The 17,663-nt window shown below is 63.3% G+C and carries 11 protein-coding genes; 6 read left to right on the forward strand and 5 right to left on the reverse strand.

Annotation, left to right across the window (positions count from 1 at the left end; genetic code table 11):
* Nucleotides 1–46 precede the first annotated feature (46 nt).
* The 4 genes from I9018_RS22225 (at nucleotide 47) to I9018_RS22240 (ending at nucleotide 10,737) form a co-directional block, all read left to right on the forward strand.
* Nucleotides 47–5,008 (forward strand): hemagglutinin repeat-containing protein, encoded by a 4,962-nt coding sequence (locus I9018_RS22225; RefSeq protein ID WP_241107528.1) that lies wholly within the window; start codon nucleotides 47–49, stop codon nucleotides 5,006–5,008.
* 203 nt (nucleotides 5,009–5,211) lie between these two features.
* Nucleotides 5,212–5,838, forward strand: coding sequence for a response regulator transcription factor (locus tag I9018_RS22230; protein ID WP_241107529.1), 627 nt, complete (start codon nucleotides 5,212–5,214; stop codon nucleotides 5,836–5,838).
* Between the two features lie 43 nt (nucleotides 5,839–5,881).
* The gene (locus I9018_RS22235; protein ID WP_241107530.1) at nucleotides 5,882–7,561 is read left to right on the forward strand and encodes a response regulator; all 1,680 of its coding nucleotides are present in this window, start codon (nucleotides 5,882–5,884) and stop codon (nucleotides 7,559–7,561) included.
* A gap of 227 nt (nucleotides 7,562–7,788) precedes the next feature.
* Entirely contained in the window at nucleotides 7,789–10,737 is a 2,949-nt protein-coding gene (locus I9018_RS22240; RefSeq protein ID WP_241107531.1) for an HD domain-containing phosphohydrolase, read from the forward strand.
* A gap of 4 nt (nucleotides 10,738–10,741) precedes the next feature.
* Here I9018_RS22240 and I9018_RS22245 read toward each other — a convergent pair whose 3' ends face one another.
* Both I9018_RS22245 and I9018_RS22250 read right to left on the reverse strand, forming a co-directional pair.
* The gene (locus tag I9018_RS22245; RefSeq protein ID WP_241107532.1) at nucleotides 10,742–11,224 is read right to left on the reverse strand and encodes a GAF domain-containing protein; all 483 of its coding nucleotides are present in this window, start codon (nucleotides 11,222–11,224) and stop codon (nucleotides 10,742–10,744) included.
* Complete coding sequence (locus I9018_RS22250) at nucleotides 11,221–12,111, reverse strand: ATP-binding protein (protein WP_068581631.1); 891 nt, start codon at nucleotides 12,109–12,111, stop codon at nucleotides 11,221–11,223. Before I9018_RS22250 ends, I9018_RS22245 begins: the two co-directional genes overlap by 4 nt.
* Nucleotides 12,112–12,276: 165 nt before the next feature.
* Here I9018_RS22250 and I9018_RS22255 point away from each other — a divergent pair, with 165 nt between their 5' ends.
* Nucleotides 12,277–14,598 carry a response regulator gene (locus tag I9018_RS22255; protein ID WP_068581633.1) on the forward strand — a complete coding sequence of 774 codons (2,322 nt, stop codon included), beginning with the start codon at nucleotides 12,277–12,279 and terminating at the stop codon, nucleotides 14,596–14,598.
* On the opposite strand, the gene I9018_RS22260 is transcribed toward I9018_RS22255, so the two are convergent.
* From I9018_RS22260 to msrB, 3 genes are all read right to left on the reverse strand, one after another.
* Complete coding sequence (locus I9018_RS22260) at nucleotides 14,582–15,043, reverse strand: MarR family transcriptional regulator (protein WP_241107533.1); 462 nt, start codon at nucleotides 15,041–15,043, stop codon at nucleotides 14,582–14,584. The genes I9018_RS22255 and I9018_RS22260 overlap by 17 nt on opposite strands.
* Nucleotides 15,040–15,525 (reverse strand): glutathione peroxidase, encoded by a 486-nt coding sequence (locus I9018_RS22265; RefSeq protein WP_241107534.1) that lies wholly within the window; start codon nucleotides 15,523–15,525, stop codon nucleotides 15,040–15,042. The genes I9018_RS22260 and I9018_RS22265 overlap by 4 nt, the downstream gene beginning before the upstream one ends.
* 272 nt (nucleotides 15,526–15,797) lie before the next feature.
* Complete coding sequence (msrB, locus tag I9018_RS22270) at nucleotides 15,798–16,190, reverse strand: peptide-methionine (R)-S-oxide reductase MsrB (RefSeq protein WP_241107535.1); 393 nt, start codon at nucleotides 16,188–16,190, stop codon at nucleotides 15,798–15,800.
* Nucleotides 16,191–16,413: 223 nt separating this feature from the next.
* Between msrB and I9018_RS22275 the strand changes: the two genes are divergently transcribed.
* On the forward strand, nucleotides 16,414–17,625 hold the full coding sequence (locus tag I9018_RS22275) for a pyridoxal phosphate-dependent aminotransferase (protein WP_068581647.1): 1,212 nt from the start codon (nucleotides 16,414–16,416) through the stop codon (nucleotides 17,623–17,625).
* The last annotated feature ends 38 nt before the right edge of the window (nucleotides 17,626–17,663 follow it).

Below are 17,663 nucleotides of genomic sequence, written 5' to 3' on the forward strand. Positions count from 1 at the left end.
ACCACAGAAAGCAACGCCCGGCTCACCTACTTAGAACGAGGTTCTCATGCCTGACAACACTCACAGGTTCCACCTTTCGCCCCAGGGCACCTTGCGCTGGACCATCGCCAGCCTGCTGCTGGTCTCCCACCTGCCTTTGGCCCTGGCCGGCGGCATCACCGTGGTCGAGGGCCCGGGTGGCGTGCCGATCCTGCAAGACCAGGGTGGCGTGCCCATCGTCAACATCGTCGCCCCCAACTCCGGCGGCCTGTCCCATAACCAGTTCCTGGACTACAACGTCGGCCAGCAAGGCGTAGTGCTCAACAACAACAGCGATGTGTTGCACCAGGCAGCTTCGCAACTGGCTGGCCAGGTGGCGGCCAACCCGCAGTTCCAGGGCCAGGCGGCCAGCGTGATCCTCAACGAAGTGATCAGCCGCAATGCCTCGCAGCTCAACGGTATCCAGGAAATCGCCGGTACCGCCGCCGATTTCGTGTTGGCCAACCCCAACGGTATTTCGGTCAATGGTGGCAGCTTCCTCAACACCCCCAACGCCAGCCTGGTGGTGGGCCGTCCGGAACTCGAGGACGGCAAGCTGCAAGGGCTCAACACCCGCGACGCACGGGGCCAACTGGACATCCAGGGCGGTGGCCTGCGCAACGACAAAGGCTCGATCAACCTGATCGCCCCCCGTATCGACAGCCGCGGTGAGCTCAAGGCCCAGGACCAGTTGAACCTGACCGTAGGGCGTAACCAACTCGATGCTAAAGGCCAGGTACGCCAGGTCGACCCGGCCGGCCACACCCAGGAGCAGCGCATCGACGCCAGCCTGTTCGGAGCCATGCGCGCCGGGCGGATCAATATCGTCAGCACCGCCGAAGGTGCCGGGGTACGCGTTGGCGCGGTACAGATCGACGGTCACGATGGCATCAAGCTGAGCTCCGCTGGTGACCTGGACATCCGTGGCCAGGCCGTGGCCAACAGCCTCGACGCCAACCGGGCCGACCTGCGCAGCCAGGGCGATATCGACCTGCATGGCGGCCGCGACCTGGACCTGGCCGCCACCGACGTCAGCGGACGCAACGTCAAGCTCGACGCCGGGCGCAACCTGACCCTGAGCAGCATCGAAAGCCGCAAGCTCCAGGAAAAACGCCAGCAGTGGGACAACAGCACCATCGGCATTACCTGGGAAACCTACGACCGCACCGAGACCAGCAGCGACAGCCGCCAGCACGGCAACAAGGTGGTGGCGCAACACAACGCGCAATTGAACTCGGGGGCCGACACTCGGCTGCAGGCCAGCAGCATCGAGGCCGGCAATAGCCTGTCCGCCAACAGTGGTGGCGACCTGCAACTGACCGCCGCCACCGAGACCCACACCCAGCGCGACCAGGGCCAGCACCGCAAGCACCTGTGGAAGGAAACCTGGGATACCGCCAGCAGCGACCAGCGCAGCATCACCAGCCAGCTCAAGAGCGGCAACCAGTTGCAACTCGACAGCAAGCAGAAGCTACGCCTGGAAGGCGCTGAACTGCACAGCAAGGGCGATATCCAACTGGCGGCCAAAGACGTGGATATCACCAGCGCCAGCCGCCATAGCAGCAGTAGCGAGCAACGCTACTCCGGCGACCTGGTGGGCGGGGGCTTCTTCGGCAAGAACGCCGATGGCGACCAGGGCAAGACCCAGAACCAGGGCAGCAAGGTCAATGCCGAGGGCAAGCTGATCGTGCAGGCCGACAACGTGCGCATCAGCGGCAGCCAGGCCCGGGGCGGCACCCAGGCCAGCGTTATCAGCGACGACGGTTCGCTGACCATCGACGGCGTGCAGGACACCAGCCACAGCAATAGCCACAACAAGGACAGCAAGTTCTTCGGCATCGCCAAGGACGAGAGCAGCCAGCAGAACAAGGCCAGCACCACCGTCGGCAGCCAAGTACGCTCGGACAGCAACCTCAAGCTGCAAAGCGCCAAGGACCTGGTCGTCAGTGGTTCCCAGGTCAGCGCCAAGGGTCAGCTGGACGCCAGCGCGAAGGGCTCGGTCAAGGTGACAGCGGCCGAGGATACCCAGCACACCAGCAGCAGCTCGCAACAGCGCGGTTTCGACGCCTACGCCAAGCAGACCGCACCCGGCAGCGGCCAGTACCGGGCCGGCGTGCGCTACCAGGACCAGCAGCGCAACGACAGCAGCGACAGCACCCGGCAACAGGCGTCCAGCCTTAGCGGCACCAGCCTGGCGGTCAGTGCCGGCGAGGACGTGAGCATCCAGGGCAGCAAAGTGGCGGCCACCGCGGGCGATGCCAGCCTGAGCGGCAAGAACGTCGAGCTGCTGGCAGCGCACGACAAACAGGACAAGCACAGCGACAGCACCACCACTGGTGGCGGCTTCTACTACACCGGCGGCCTGGATCGGGCCGGCAACGGCGTGGAGGTAGCCCATAACAGCAGCCAGGACAGCAGCAGCAAGAGCACCGCACAAACCAGCAACATCGCCGCCAGCGGCAACCTGACCATCAGCGCCGGCAATCGCCTGAGCACCGAGGGCGCCCAGGTCAAGGCCGGCGACAAGCTGCAAGTCAGCGCCGGGCAAATCGACAACCGCGCCGCACACAACAGCGAAAGCAGCCACCACCAGGAGAACAACTGGGCGGTGGATGTCGGCGCCAACGTCGAGTACAAGGGCGTGGCCCGGCCCATCGAGAAGGCCGTCCAGGGCGTGGCCCAGCGCAAGTTCCACCAGCCTGGGGTGCTCGACGCCCTGGAACAGCCCAACATCGGGCTGGACGTGGATGTCAGCCACCAGAACCGCCAACTCGACACCAGCGCCAGCACCGCAGTGGTCAGCCAACTGAGCGGTGGCCAGGTCCAGGTCAAGGCCGACGGCCAACTGCAGGACCAGGGCACCCAGTACCGCGCCACCGACGGCGCGGTGAAGATCGATGCCGGCAGCCTGGTGGCCAGCGCCGCCAAGGACACTCACAGCAGCAGCGAGCAGGCGGTGGACGCCAAGGTCGGCGTACGGGTCTACACCAACACCGGTGAAGACCTGAACATCCGCGGCAGCGGCGCCGGTGGCAGCAGCACCGTCACCAGCAGCACCGAGAAAGCCCAGGTGGGCAGCTATGCCGGCAGCCAGGGCGTGGAAATCAAGCTCACCGGCGACGCCAGCTTCGAGGGCAGCCAGTTCAATGGCGGCCAGGGCGACGTGAAGATCAAGGCCGGCGGCGAACTGGCGTTGAACCAGGCCACTGACAAGCAGGACAGCAGCAACTCCAGCCTGCGGGGCGATGCCTCGCTGAGCCTGGGCACCCTGCCCGGCAGCAGCGGCACCAACCTCAACGTCGGCGCCGGGCTCCAGCTGGACCACAAGCGCCTGGACCAACAGGACAGCCAGGCGCAGGTCGCCAGCATCCAGGGCCAGGGCAAGGTGCAGCTCGAAAGTGGCGGCAACCTGACCCTGCAAGGTACCCAGATCGGCAACGCCGCGCGCCCCACCGGGGATATCAGCCTCAATGCCGGTGGCAAGCTCGACCTGCAAGCCGCGACCAATACCCACGCCAGCCAGGGCAGCAACCTGGGCGGTGGCCTCACCGCCGGTGGTGGCAAGTCCAGCAGCGAGCAGAGCAGCGGCAAGAACGCCAATCTGAGCGCCAACTTCAACATCGGCCGGGTCTCCGAGCAGGACCAGGACCAGCGTGGCGGCCAGCTCTACAGCCAGGGCCAGGTCACGCTCGCCAGCGGCGCCAGCGGTGATGCTGCGATCCACCTGCAAGGCACCCGGGTCGATGCCGGCAAGGTGATGCTCGATGCCGCCCAGGGCGGTATCTACCAGGAGTCGGCGCAGGCAACCCAGGTCCATAACAACTGGGGCCTGACCCTGGGCGCCGGGGCCAACCTGAGCCAGACCACCCCGACCGACGCCGAGCAGGGCTCGGCGAAGAACGCCCACGGGATCAACGCCCGGGCCAAGATCGACGTCGACCGGCGCCAGAACAGTACCCAGCACGACAGCCTGATCAAGGCCGACCAGGTTGTGCTCGCCAGTGCCGGCAACGTGCAGCTGGCCGGTGCGCACATCGATGCACAGCGGGTCGACGGAGCGATTGGCGGTGACTTGAGCATCGAAAGCCGCCAGGACCAGGTGCGTTCCACCCAGGTCAACATCGACGCCAAGCTGGACGCGGAGAAGAACCAGCCTGGCCTGGTGAGCAAGCTGGCCAAACCCGCCGGTCCGCTCAAGGACGATCTGCAGGCCAAGGCCCAGAAGAGCTTCGGCAAGCACCGGGAAAAACTCGAGAACGCCGTCGACAAGGGCGTGGACAAGCTCGGCTCGGCCAAGGACAGCCTGGTCAGCCAGGCCGACAACGCCAAGGAACGCCTGGGCGAGAAGCTCAGCCGCAGCGCCAGCTACGACGTCAACCCCGAGCCTCGTGGCGCCATCGGCAACAGCGTGGACAAGGCCAAGGGCTATCTCGCCGACAAGGCCGACGCGCTGGGCAATCGCTTCTCCAGCCTGAAGGACCGCTTCTGGCCCAAGACCAGCGACAGCTACTCGGTCAGCGAGAAGACCACCACTGGCGCCAGCGTGGCCAACACCACGGAAAACGTGCTGTTCGGCGACAAGAGCGGCAACACCTCCTACACCCCGACCTTGAACCTGAACCTCAGTCACCAGGCCAAGGACAGCGTGCAGCAGGCCTCGGGCATCAGTGGCCGGCAGGGCGTCAATCTGTCGGTGAGCGGTGAAACCAAGCTGACCGGAGCACGCATCGGCGCCAGCGACGGACGTGTCGACCTCGGCGGCTCGCGAGTCACCAGCACCGCCCTGGCCGGCTCGGACTATCGCGTCGACGTCGGGGTCAACCTGTCCAAGTCGCCAGTCAACCTGGCCCTGGGCAGTGGCAACGAACTGACCCGCAAGCAGGACGACGCCACCCAGAAGGACCAGGTGTTCAACCTGGGTCCGCTGCGTGTCGGCGGCCACAGTGACAGCCAACTGCTGCAGGCCGGTATCGACCAGAAAGCACCTTGAAGCATCGGCCGCCTCCTCCCGGGGGCGGCCTTTGCCCCTCGCCTCCCCGACAGGGGCTTCCTCTGCGTGCCACCTGACTGTAATACCTCCCCTTATTCGCTGTAGGACCGTTCTCGAATTCGCTCCACGGTCTTTTTCGCCACGCCTTCCCCAAGACAGCTGGGCTACTGTTCGAACTTTCCACTCATCGACAGGAGGCCCGTATGCGCTCTGTACTCATCATTGACGACCACCCTGTCATACGCCTGGCCATCCGCTTTCTCCTGGAACACGAGGGGTATGCGGTCATCGGTGAAACCGACAACGGCGTCGATGCCCTGCAAATGGTCCGCGAGCACGAACCGGACCTGATCATCCTCGACATCTGCATTCCCAAGCTCGATGGCCTAGAGTTGCTCGAACGCTTTGGCAGCATGCCCCGGCCTGTGCGAACCCTGGTCCTGACCGCTCAGTCCGCCGCCTTGTTCGCCAATCGCTGCATGCGTGCCGGCGCCAGCGGCTTCGTCTGCAAGCAGCAAGACCTGAGCGAGCTGCTGAGCGCCATCAAGGCGATCCACAGCGGCTATAACTACTTTCCCAGCCAGGCCATACAGGCCAGCCGCACTGCCCTTGGCGCTCCCCTGGAGCTGGCACAGTTCAACTCCCTGAGCGACCGGGAATTGATGGTCATGCAGCTTTTCGCCATGGGACAAACCAACCAACAGATAGCCACGGGGATGTTCTTGAGCAACAAGACCGTCAGCACCTACAAGAAGCGCATCATGCAGAAACTGGCCGCTGCCTCCATGAACACCCTGGTGAATATGGCCAAGCGCCACGAACTGATATGAAATCTCCCTGCCTGCCGCCCTGCCCTGTGGATGAACCACGGCAATGATCGACTTCCTGCTGCAACACCCCGCGCTGAGCGCAATGACCACGTTGCTACTGGCGGCCTTGCTGGGCCAGGCCTGGTTGTATCGGCAACTGCGCCAAGGTAACCGATTGCTGCAGGCAACGTTGCGCACGAGCCAGGCCCTGCAAGCCGACAAGCAACAGGCCGAAGAGGCCAGCCGGATAAAAAGCCGCTTCCTGGGCAACATCGGTCATGAAATACGCACGCCGCTCAATGCCCTCATCGGCTTGCTGGAGCTGGTGCTGCAGCGCACCCAGGCCCAGGACCCGAACCGTTCCTCCATCGAACTGGCGCTTGGGGCGGCCGGGGACCTGCGGGAGTTGCTGGCTGACCTGCTGGATGTAACCCGGATCGAATCCGGGCAAATGTCGCTGGCCCCGGATTGGACATACCTGCGCGATTGCGTCGATTCGGTGATGAGCATCTTCCTGATCCTGGCCCGCCAGAAGCACCTGGAGCTGAACCTTGAGTACCAGGTCCCGGACCCCGAGCCTCTGGTCCTGATCGACGCCCTGCGCTTCAAGCAGGTGCTATCGAACCTGTTGAGCAACGCCATCAAGTTCACCCATCGGGGCGAGGTCCGGGTCAGGCTGCGGCTGGTGCCCGACAAGCACCCGGGGCGCTTCAAGCTGCGCCTGCAGGTGCTGGACACAGGCATCGGCATTGCCGAATCACAGCGCCAGCGCGTGCTGTTGCAGCCTTTCGCCCAATCCACGCCTGACGGTCAGTCGGCCCGGGACAGCACCGGGCTCGGCCTGCCCATCAGCCATCACCTGTGCCAGAAGATGGGGGGCAGCCTGACCCTGCACGGGCGCAACGGCCCCGGTAGCGAAGCGCGCGTCAGGCTACCGCTGACCGGTCGCACGCAGCCTGTCCCGGCCAAGGAGGAAGCCGTACTGCCCTCCACCAGCCAGCCACTGGATATCCTGCTGGCGGACGATCACCCCGCGAGCCTGGTGCTGCTACGTGGGCAGTTGGAATACCTCGGGCACCGTGTCACCAGTGCCGCGGACGGATTGCAGGCCTACCAGCAGTGGAAATCCGGGGACTTCGACTTGCTGATCGTCGACTGCAACATGCCCGTGATGAACGGCTATGAACTGGCCGAGGCCATACGCCAGGATGAAGCCCTGGAGCGACGACCTGCGATCACCCTGATCGGCTATAGCGCCAGCAACGACCCGCAGACAGTCCAGCGTTGCCTGGATGCCGGCATGCACGACTGCCTGTTCAAGCCCCTCAGCATCGGCTTGCTGAGCCATAAGCTGGCCATGCTCGATCCACAGCCCCGGGCAGACTGTTTCAACATGGCGGCCTTGCGGACCCTGACCCGTGGCGAACCGCAATTTGCCCTGCGCCTGCTCAAGGAGTTGCTGCAATGCTGTCATGACGACCGCCGCCTGCTGGTGCGGATCAGCCCCGACAATCTCCAGGAACTGCGCCCACTGGCCCACAAGATCAAGGGCTCGGCGCTGATGGCCGGAGCCGAAGCGTTGCATGAATGTTGCGAAGCCCTCGAGCTGGCGTGCCTGGGAGGCGCTGGAGCCGAACTGATCGGCAACGCTGTGGATGAGCTGGACCTGGAGCTGGTGCGGTTCACCCAATCCCTGCATCGACATCTTGAGCGTCATCGACAAGCGATTGCCGAATCGCCCTAAGCCATGGGCTTCACCACACCCGCCGTTGCCACCCGAGAGCCTGGCAAGCGCGACTAAAAAACGTCCCTTGCCAGACAAATATCAAAAAGCCACTATCCTCTCCCTCGCGCCCTCATCTGCGAATGAGTGAACGCCATCAACTTCCAAGCAAGATCGCAGCAGGAATGCCTGCCTTAACTATGCTTGGTTCCTGAGTCATGCCTGATGTGCCTTTGGAGAGAACTGGAATGCCGAGCACGCCATTGCCCGCACAACGCCGTCTCCCCCTCCATATTCATATCAGTGCGATGTTCACCCTGTTGCTGCTCCTGACCGGAGTGGTGCTGGGCATCTACAACTATCAGGCCACCACAAGCATCATTCTCGGCAGCAGCGAAAAACTGTTCCAACGCATAGAACAGGACGTACGCAGCGACCTGAGATCCACCTACGAACCGATCCGCCATGTGCTGAGCCTGTTGGCGACCAGGTCGGCGACCCAGGCACCGAACCTGGAGCAGCGGCTGGAGTTGCTCCAGCCATTCAGCCAGTCCCTGTTGGACAATTCCGACCTGGCATCGCTGTACCTGGGGTACGCCAACGGTGACTTCTTCATGGTGCGGCCGTTGCGCAACAGCGAGATCAAGGACAAGCGCCAGGCTCCCGCCAACAGTGCCTATGAGGTATGGAGCATCGAGCGCAACGCCAGTACTGGCCAGGTCAATTCGCAATCGTTGTTCTATGACGCAAACCTGGTGCTGCTCGGGCGCCTGGATCACCCCGACGAGCGCTACGATCCCCGGACCCGGGACTGGTTCGCCAATGCCCGAGGCAATGCCGACCAGATCACCACCCGGCCGTATGTCTTCTATTCCACGCTGAATGTCGGCACCACCCTGGCCCGCAGCAGCGGCAAGATGGCCGTGATCGCCGCCGACCTGACCCTGGAGCAACTGTCTTCGACCCTGGCCAAGCACCGCGTCACCGCCACCACCGAAGTGGCCTTGCTGGACGACCTGGGCAACGTCGTGGCCTATCCCGAGAGCCACAGATTGCTGGTGGAACAGCGCTCCGCCCGCCTGATCCAGGCCAGTGACCTGAACCCGGTGCTCAACGCCCTGTTTCAAGGCCAGACCGTGGACGGCCATCTGCAAGTCCAGGGTCGCGACTGGATAGTTGCCAGCAGCCATATCGTCGAAGGCGGACCCGGCGGCCTGCAACTGAACCTACTGGTACCCGAGGACGAGTTGCTGGCCGATGCCTACCGCTTGCGCTGGCAAGGTGCGCTGATCACCCTGACGACCCTGTTGCTGTGCCTGCCCCTAGGCTGGCTGATATCACGCATCCTGGTCCGTCCGTTGCGTAACCTGGTGCAGGAAGCCGATGCCATCCGCAGCTTCGACTTCCACTACCCGGCATCACGCCGCTCTCCGGTCCTGGAAGTGGATCAACTGAGCGTGTCCATGACCCGAATGAAGAGCACCCTGGCCAGCTTCTTCGAGATCAACGCCAGCCTGTCCTCGCAAACCCGTTTCGATCCCCTGCTGCAACGAGTGCTGTTCGAGACGGTGAAGATCGCCCAGGCCCAGGCCGGGCTGATCTATCTCTGTGAAAGCAAGGGCACGCGCCTGGAACCCCATGGCCTGATCATCGACGAGCAACCCCAGGACCTCTCGCCCTTCGATATCGCCACCCAGGACCTGGCCGACCCGCATAACCCAGCCTGGCTGCAACAACTGGCGAACAACGACAACGTGGTCACCACCCTGGGCTTCGAGCAGGCCGGCAACCTGCAACGTATCCTGCTGACCCTGGACAGCCCCAGCGCCCACCTGGTGGGCGTGCGCTTGCGCAACCGGCACAACGAGACGGTGGGCATGCTCCTGCTGTTCCTGGTAGACAGCGGCAGCGAGGCCGACATGGACAAGCTCGGCCCGGACCGCATCGCCTTCATCCAGGCGGTATCAGCCACCGCGGCACTGTGTATCGAAAGCCAGCGCCTGCAGAACAAACAGAAGCAACTGCTGGACGCCTTCATCCAGCTGCTGGCCGGTGCCATCGACGCCAAGAGCCCCTATACCGGCGGCCATTGCCAGCGGGTACCGGCGCTGATGCTGATGCTGGCCGAAGCTGCCGCAGCCAGCCAGGAGCCCGGATTCGCCGCCTACCAGCCCAGCGAGGACGACTGGGAGGCCTTGCATGTCGCGTCCTGGCTACACGACTGCGGCAAGGTAACCACCCCCGAGTACGTGGTGGACAAAGCCACCAAGCTGGAAACCCTGAACGATCGTATCCATGAGATTCGCACCCGCTTCGAGGTGCTCAAGCGCGATGTCTGGATCGACTACTGGAAAGCACTGGCCCAAGGTGCCGAAGAGGTGCCCCAGGCCAGCGAACGCGATGCACGCCTGCAACAACTGGACGAGGAATTCGCCTTCGTCGCCCACTGCAACCTCGGTGCCGAGTTCATGGCCGAGGCCGACCAGCAGCGACTGCAACGCATCGCCCAACGGACCTGGAGCCGGACCCTGGACAACCGCCTGGGCGTGTCCTGGGCAGAAAGCCAGCGCCTGGAGCGCACGCCCGCCCCCGAACTGCCAGTGGATGAACCGCTGCTGGCCGACCGCCCCGACCACCTGCTGGAACGTGACAGCACGGAGATCCTCGCGGCGGACAATCCCTGGGGCTTCAAGCTGCAGATGCCGCTCCACAAGTACAACCGTGGCGAGCTGTACAACCTGAGCATTCCCCGGGGCACCCTCACCGCCGAGGAGCGCTATGTGATCAATCACCACATCGTGCAGACCATCATCATGCTCGAGCACCTGCCCTTCCCGAGCCACCTGCAGAACGTGGCGGAAATCGCCGGTGGCCATCACGAGAAAATGGACGGCAGCGGTTATCCGCGACAGCTCAAGCGCGAGCAGATGAGCCTGCCGGCCCGCATGATGGCCATCGCCGACATCTTCGAAGCCCTGACCGCCGCAGACCGACCCTACAAGAAGGGCAAGACCCTGAGCGAAGCGCTGGGCATCATGGCCATGATGTGCCGCGATGCCCATATCGATCCGCAGCTGTTCCAGCTGTTCATCCAGCAGCGGATCTACCAGCAGTACGCCGAGCGCTTCCTGACGCCGCAGCAGATCGACCCGGTGGACCAGGCGGCCTTGCTGAGCAAGGCCGGACTGGGCCACTGAAGGCTCAGCAGTCGCTGGCGTCCAGGAAGATCTGCGCCAGGCGCTCGATACCTGCCTGGTCTTCTGCCCCAAAGCGCGCCAGCTTCGGGCTGTCCAGGTCGAGCACACCGATCAGTCGGCCCTCCTTGACCAGCGGTACCACCAGTTCACTGTTGGACGCGCTGTCACAAGCGATATGCCCGGCAAACGCGTGCACATCTTCCACTCGCTGGGTTTGCAAGGTGGCCGCCGCGGCACCACACACACCGCGCCCGAAAGGAATGCGCACACAGGCGATCTGGCCCTGGAACGGGCCCAGTACCAGCTCCTGGTTGCGATTGAGGTAGAACCCGGCCCAGTTCAAGTCCTCGAGCTGGCTGAACAGGAATGCGGAGAATTGCGCTGCGTTGGCGATGAAGTCGCGCTCATCGGCCAGCAGCGCCTCCAACTGGGCGCACAGCAACCCATAGCCGTCCAGGCCCTGTCCGGTCCCTTGTAAATCGATCATGCGTTTTGCTCCAACAACTGCAAGCCCACCCAGTAGCGGGCAAATTGATAGGCACAGCGGCCATTGCGGTTACCACGGCCGGTGGCCCAGCGCACCGCGAGAATGTCCAGCGCCTCGTCGCGCTGCCACTTCAGGCCGGCCTTGCCTGCCAGCTCGCCGATCCAGTGCTCGACCACATTGAGGAAGTGCTCCTGGGTAAAGGGGTAGAACGACAACCACAGGCCGAAGCGGTCCGACAGAGCGATCTTGTCTTCCACCGCTTCGCTGGGGTGCAGTTCGCCATCGACGCGCTTCCAGTTCTCGTTATCGCTCTCCTTTTCCGGTACAAGGTGCCGGCGGTTCGAGGTGGCGTAGAGCAGGACGTTCTCCGGGGCCTGTTCCAGGGAGCCATCGAGCACGCTCTTGAGCACCCGATAGTCGCCCTCGCCCGACTCGAAGGACAGGTCGTCGCAAAACAGCACGAAACGCTGGGGCAGCTTGACCAGTTGCTCCACCACTCGCGGCAGGTCCGCCAGGTGGTCGCGCTCGATCTCGATCAGGCGCAGGCCGCTCTTGGCGTGCTCGGCCAGCAGCGCCCGCACCAGAGAGGACTTGCCAGTGCCACGCGAGCCCCAGAGCAGGGCATGGTTGGCCGGCAGGCCGTCGAGGAACTGCTGGGTATTGCGCGCCAGCTGTTCACGTTGCTTGTCGACCCCGATCAGGTCGCTCAGGCGCATGTCCAGGCTGACCTCCAGTGGCAGCAGAAAACCGCTGCGGCCTTCGCGTTGCCAGCGAGCAGCCAGACACTGACTCCAGTCGATAGACTGGCGCGGGGTTGGCAACAGGGGTTCGATCCGGGCCAGAACCGCATCGGCGCGTTCAAGAAATGCAATCAATCGAGCATCCACGACTTTTCCTCAGGCACGTTCAAGGTAATGATGCGGCACACAGACGAAACGCAGTCCTGATCGAGGGGTCTATCGCCTTATCAGCTGCTGCCAGGCCAAGCCGGCAACCCAAGATGATCAGCTATGCTTGCGCAGCGAAGGGAAACGAAAGTGGTTCAACTCCCCATGGATATCAATTTCACCAACCGCCTGTCCTATAAACAGGCTCGGCTCACCGTGGTGGTGGGTTTCATTCTGGGGACCGCGCTCAGTCTGCTGCAAATCGGCATCGATTATGCCAGCGAAGACGCCTCCATCAATCGTGAAATCCATGCGTTACTGGAAATCAGTCACAATCCGGCCTCACGGATCGCCTACAACATCGATTCCGAACTGGCCCAGGAATTGACCCTGGGCCTGCTGCGCTCCCCGGCAATCATCCGTGCGCAGTTGATCGACAATAACAATACCTTGCTGGCCAATGTCGAGCGCCCACCGCTGCAAAGCCGCTACCGGGCCATCAGCGACTTCCTGTTCGGCGCCGACCGCCAGTTCGAGGATCGCCTGTACCTCAGCCACCTGCCGGAGGAGTCCCTGGGCTCCCTGCACCTGGATGTCGACACCTACGCTTTCGGCAGCCGCTTCCTGCGCCGCGCCGAAGTCACCCTGATCAACGGGTTTGCCCGCAGCCTGATCCTCACCGGGATTCTCCTGGGGTTGTTCTACGTGATGCTGACCAAGCCCTTGGTCGGTGTGATCCGCGAACTCAGCAGCCGCGACCCGCGCAGTGCCCAGCAGGCCAAGCTGGAGTTTCCTCCTGGCCATGAAAACGACGAGGTCGGGGTGCTGGTCAAGGTCGCCAACCAGCAGTTCGAGATCATGACCACCGAAATCCAGCAGCGGCGCAATGCCGAAAATCGCCTGACCGAGTACCTCGGGCAGCTGGAGAACATCGTTTCGGCCCGTACCACCGAACTCAAGGCCAGCAATGCCCGCCTCAGCCAGTCCAACGAAGAACTGGAAGCGGCGCGACGCACAGCACTGGACATGGCCCAGGCACGTGCTGCGTTCCTGGCCACCATGAGCCACGAGATCCGCACCCCACTCAACGGCCTGCTGGGCATGATCGCCTTGTCCCTGGACAGCCCGCTGAACCCGGAGCAACGCCAGCAACTGTCCATTGCCCACGACTCCGGCAAGGTCCTGGTGGAGTTGCTCAACGATATCCTCGATATGTCCAAGTTCGACGCCGGACAACTGGAGCTCGAGCACATTCCCTTCGATCTCGGGGTCCTGGTGGAGGACACCGCCAACCTGTTGTCGCAGAACGCGGCGGCCAGCGTCGAGTTGGCTTGCCTGATTGCCCCGGACTTCCCCGCGCTGGTCCTGGGGGACCCAACGCGAGTGCGGCAGATTGTCAGCAACTTACTGTCCAATGCCCTCAAGTTCACGCGTTTCGGCCGGGTCGATGTGCGCCTGAGTACCCTGGGCGATGGAGTACGTATCGAAATCTGCGATACCGGCATCGGTATCGCCCAGGAAGCCCAGGCCAAGATCTTCCAGCCCTACACCCAGGCAGGTGCCGGCATTACCCGGCAATTTGGCGGCACCGGGCTGGGCCTGGCACTGACCTATAACCTCTGCGAGGCCATGAACGGCCGCCTGAGCATCAGCTCGGAAGTCGGCTTCGGCAGCCAATTCTGCGCGGACCTGCCACTGCCATGCCACACCCCGGCGACACCGCTGCCGATGCTGTCCGGCAAGATCATTGCCATCACCGACGCCGGCAGCGGCCTGGCGGAACTGCTGGACAGCCTCCTGCCGGCCTGGGGCCTGAGCTACCAGCGGTGCAACATCGAGGACTCCCTGGCCGGGCGGCATCCCGACCTGCTGATTACCGACTGCCCGGAGTGCCTGTTCGGCCTGCGCCCGGCCATCAATGCACCGATCCTGCTGGTGACCGCCTACGGCAGCTTCCTGCCCAGCGAGCAGGCCAGTGCCCTGGCACCGCTGCAACAACAGGCGCGGCCGCTGGCGCGCAATGCGCTGTATCAGACCTTGCGGCGCTCACTGCAGGCCGAGCCCGTCACGCTCAACGATGCACAGCTGGAAATGCCGGCGCAGATCCGCCGGGCGAACATCCTGCTGGTAGAAGACAACCCGGTGAACCAACTGGTGGCCAAGGGCATGCTGAGCAAGCTGGGGTGCTCGGTCACCGTGGCCGCCCATGGCCTGGATGCGCTCAACCAGCTGGAACACAGCGCCTTCGACCTGATCCTGATGGACTGCAACATGCCGGTCATGAACGGCTACGAGGCCAGCCGGCAGATCCGCCGCAGCGGGCGCTGGCCGGACCTGCCGATCATCGCCCTGACCGCCAACGCCATGCCCGAGGAGCGCGAGCGCTGCCGTGCTGCCGGGATGAGCGACTACCTGGCCAAGCCCTTCCGGCGTGAAGAGCTGATCGCCCTGCTGGACCTCTGGGTACCGACTACGACAAAACTCTGATCTGTTGCAGCAAGCGATCGAGGCCATCACGCAGCTGGCCCAGATTGTCCAGATCGACTCCGCTGTCGCACAGCAGCGCCGCCTTGAGCGGCGGGACTTGCTCGCGCAGGGCCAGTCCCGCCTCGCTCAGGCTCAGGTGCACCTCGCGCTCATCACGACCGGAACGCCGGCGTTGCACCAGTTGCAGTTGTTCCAGGCGCTTGAGCAAGGGGGTCAGGGTGCCGGAGTCCAGCGCCAGCCGCTCGCCCAGGGCCTTGACCGTCGGCAGGGGCGGAGGCTGTGCATGCCACTCCCACAACACCAGCATCACCAGGTATTGCGGGTAAGTCAGGCCGAGGCGATCGAGCATCGGCTTGTAGCCGCGCACCACGGCCCGGGATGCGGCATACAACTTGAAGCACAGTTGGCTATCGAGCTTGAGTGAGTCCACGGACGAGTCGTTCATTTGAGCAGGGCTTCGATCTCTCGAGTCAGGTCCTGGGGCTTGGTGGTCGGAGCGAAACGCTTGACCAACCGTCCCTCACGATCGATCAGGAACTTGGTGAAGTTCCACTTGATCCCCTGGGACCCCAGGAGCCCGGGAGCCCGCTTCTTCAACTGGACGAACAATGGATGGGCACCTTCGCCATTGACCTCGATCTTCTTGAACAGCGGGAAGCTCACGCCATAGTTCAACTCACAGAACTCGGAGATCGCGCCCTCGTCGCCCGGCTCCTGCTTGCCGAACTGATTGCACGGAAAGCCCAGAACCACCAGGCCCTGGTCCCGGTAGGTCTGCCACAGTTCCTCCAGCCCCTTGTACTGGGGCGTGAATCCGCACTTGCTGGCGGTATTGACCACCAGCACGGCCTTGCCAGCGAAATCCGCCAGGGTTTTCTGCTCACCCTTGATGGTGGTGCAGGGAATGGTCAGCAACGCATCGGTCATGGCAGCAACTCCATTGAAGGTTGGGAACGGATAAAAATAGCGCTCAATTAGATTGCGCACAATTTAAATAACGAAAAAATGGGCCCCATGGAGCCCAATGCCAGCCAGTCAAGCGAGGCGAACCCTGTAGGAGCGAAGCTTGCTCGCGAGGGTCGTCAACGCTAGCGCGTATCGACTGGATAAACCCAGTGCTCTGAAGTCCATCGCGGGCAAGCCACGCTCCCACCCTTTCCTTAGTTGATCGGCATTACTCCATGGAGCCGTTCTTTCGCCTAGCGCGCTACCAGGTCCAGGCAGACGGAGTTGATGCAGTAGCGCAGGCCGGTGGGCGGCGGGCCATCCGGGAACACGTGGCCCAGGTGGGCATCGCACTTGGCACAGACCACTTCGGTGCGGATCATGCCGTGGCTCAGGTCGCGGATCTCGATCATCGCGCTATCGGCGATGGGCTCGTAGAAGCTCGGCCAACCACAACCGGAATCGAATTTGGCCCTGGAGTCGAACAGCGGCTCATTGCAACAGATGCAGTGGTACACCCCATCGGTCTTGGTGGCGTTGTACTTGCCCGAGAACGGACGTTCGGTGCCCTTGAGCCGGCAGACGTTGTACTGCTCGGGATCGAGCATGGCCCGCCATTCTTCCAGGTTTTTTTCCAGCTTTTCCATGGTCCTTCCTCTGCAACGGAAAAAGCCCGATCTGTATCTTTTCCACGGATCGGGCGGCACGTATGATTGCGCCTCGTCAGACGCCAGTCTGGCAGCCGCGCTACACCCATTCAAACGGATTCTGCCGCAGCCGGCGCGAGCTACAGCCGGTGTCACACGGCAGGATTCCCAGTACGGTAGTTCATCCTCCGCCTGGATCGTTCATTTTCGGGAACACATCGCCATGCAGGTCAGCAAATCGAACAAGCTCGCCAACGTCTGTTATGACATTCGCGGCCCAGTGCTCAAGCACGCCAAACGCCTGGAAGAGGAAGGCCATCGCATCCTCAAGCTGAACATCGGCAACCCGGCGCCCTTTGGTTTCGAGGCACCGGACGAGATTCTCCAGGATGTGATCCGCAACCTGCCGACCGCCCAGGGCTACAGCGACTCCAAGGGCCTGTTCAGCGCGCGCAAGGCTGTGATGCAGTACTACCAGCAGAAGCAGGTGGAAGGCATCGGCATCGAGGATATCTACCTGGGCAACGGCGTATCCGAGCTGATCGTAATGGCCATGCAGGCCCTGCTCAACAATGGCGACGAAGTGCTGGTCCCGGCCCCCGACTATCCACTGTGGACCGCCGCGGTGAGCCTGGCCGGTGGCAATCCGGTGCACTACCTGTGCGACGAGCAGGCCAACTGGTGGCCCGACCTCGCCGACATCAAGGCCAAGATCACCCCGAACACCAAGGCCCTGGTGATCATCAACCCGAACAACCCCACCGGCGCCGTGTACCCCAAGGAAGTGCTGCTGGGCATGCTGGAGCTGGCGCGCCAGCACAACCTGGTGGTGTTCTCCGACGAGATCTACGACAAGATCCTCTACGATGACGCCGTGCATATCTGCACCGCCTCCCTGGCCCCGGACCTGCTGTGCCTGACCTTCAACGGCTTGTCCAAGTCCTACCGCGTGGCGGGCTTCCGCTCCGGCTGGGTGGCCATCTCCGGTCCCAAGCACCACGCCCAGAGCTACATCGAAGGCATCGACATGCTGGCCAACATGCGCCTGTGCGCCAACGTGCCCAGCCAGCATGCGATCCAGACCGCCCTGGGCGGCTACCAGAGCATCAATGACCTGGTCCTGCCGCCTGGCCGCCTGCTGGAACAGCGCAACCGCACCTGGGAACTGCTCAACGACATTCCCGGGGTCAGCTGCGTCAAGCCCATGGGCGCACTGTATGCCTTCCCGCGGATCGACCCGAAAGTCTGCCCGATCCACAATGACGAGAAGTTCGTCCTCGACCTGCTGCTTTCGGAAAAGCTCCTGGTCGTCCAGGGCACAGCCTTCAACTGGCCGTGGCCGGACCACTTCCGCGTAGTCACCCTGCCTCGGGTCGACGACCTGGAACAGGCCATTGGCCGGATCGGCAACTTCCTCAAGTCCTACCGTCAATAATTCTGATAACGCAGTGCGATCCTTCCCTGATCGCACTG

Source organism: Pseudomonas sp. MPFS (genome assembly GCF_022537035.1).
Taxonomy (GTDB): domain Bacteria; phylum Pseudomonadota; class Gammaproteobacteria; order Pseudomonadales; family Pseudomonadaceae; genus Aquipseudomonas; species Aquipseudomonas sessilinigenes.

Excerpts from the sequence above, each read along its gene's own strand:
- I9018_RS22225 (WP_241107528.1), top strand. The coding sequence starts at position 47 with ATGCCTGACAACACTCACAGGTTCCACCTTTCGCCCCAGGGCACCTTG.
- I9018_RS22230 (WP_241107529.1), top strand. The coding sequence starts at position 5,212 with ATGCGCTCTGTACTCATCATTGACGACCACCCTGTCATACGCCTGGCC.
- I9018_RS22235 (WP_241107530.1), top strand. The coding sequence starts at position 5,882 with ATGATCGACTTCCTGCTGCAACACCCCGCGCTGAGCGCAATGACCACG.
- I9018_RS22240 (WP_241107531.1), top strand. The coding sequence starts at position 7,789 with ATGCCGAGCACGCCATTGCCCGCACAACGCCGTCTCCCCCTCCATATT.
- I9018_RS22245 (WP_241107532.1), bottom strand. The coding sequence starts at position 11,224 with ATGATCGATTTACAAGGGACCGGACAGGGCCTGGACGGCTATGGGTTG.
- I9018_RS22255 (WP_068581633.1), top strand. The coding sequence starts at position 12,277 with ATGGATATCAATTTCACCAACCGCCTGTCCTATAAACAGGCTCGGCTC.
- I9018_RS22260 (WP_241107533.1), bottom strand. The coding sequence starts at position 15,043 with ATGAACGACTCGTCCGTGGACTCACTCAAGCTCGATAGCCAACTGTGC.
- I9018_RS22265 (WP_241107534.1), bottom strand. The coding sequence starts at position 15,525 with ATGACCGATGCGTTGCTGACCATTCCCTGCACCACCATCAAGGGTGAG.
- msrB (WP_241107535.1), bottom strand. The coding sequence starts at position 16,190 with ATGGAAAAGCTGGAAAAAAACCTGGAAGAATGGCGGGCCATGCTCGAT.
- I9018_RS22275 (WP_068581647.1), top strand. The coding sequence starts at position 16,414 with ATGCAGGTCAGCAAATCGAACAAGCTCGCCAACGTCTGTTATGACATT.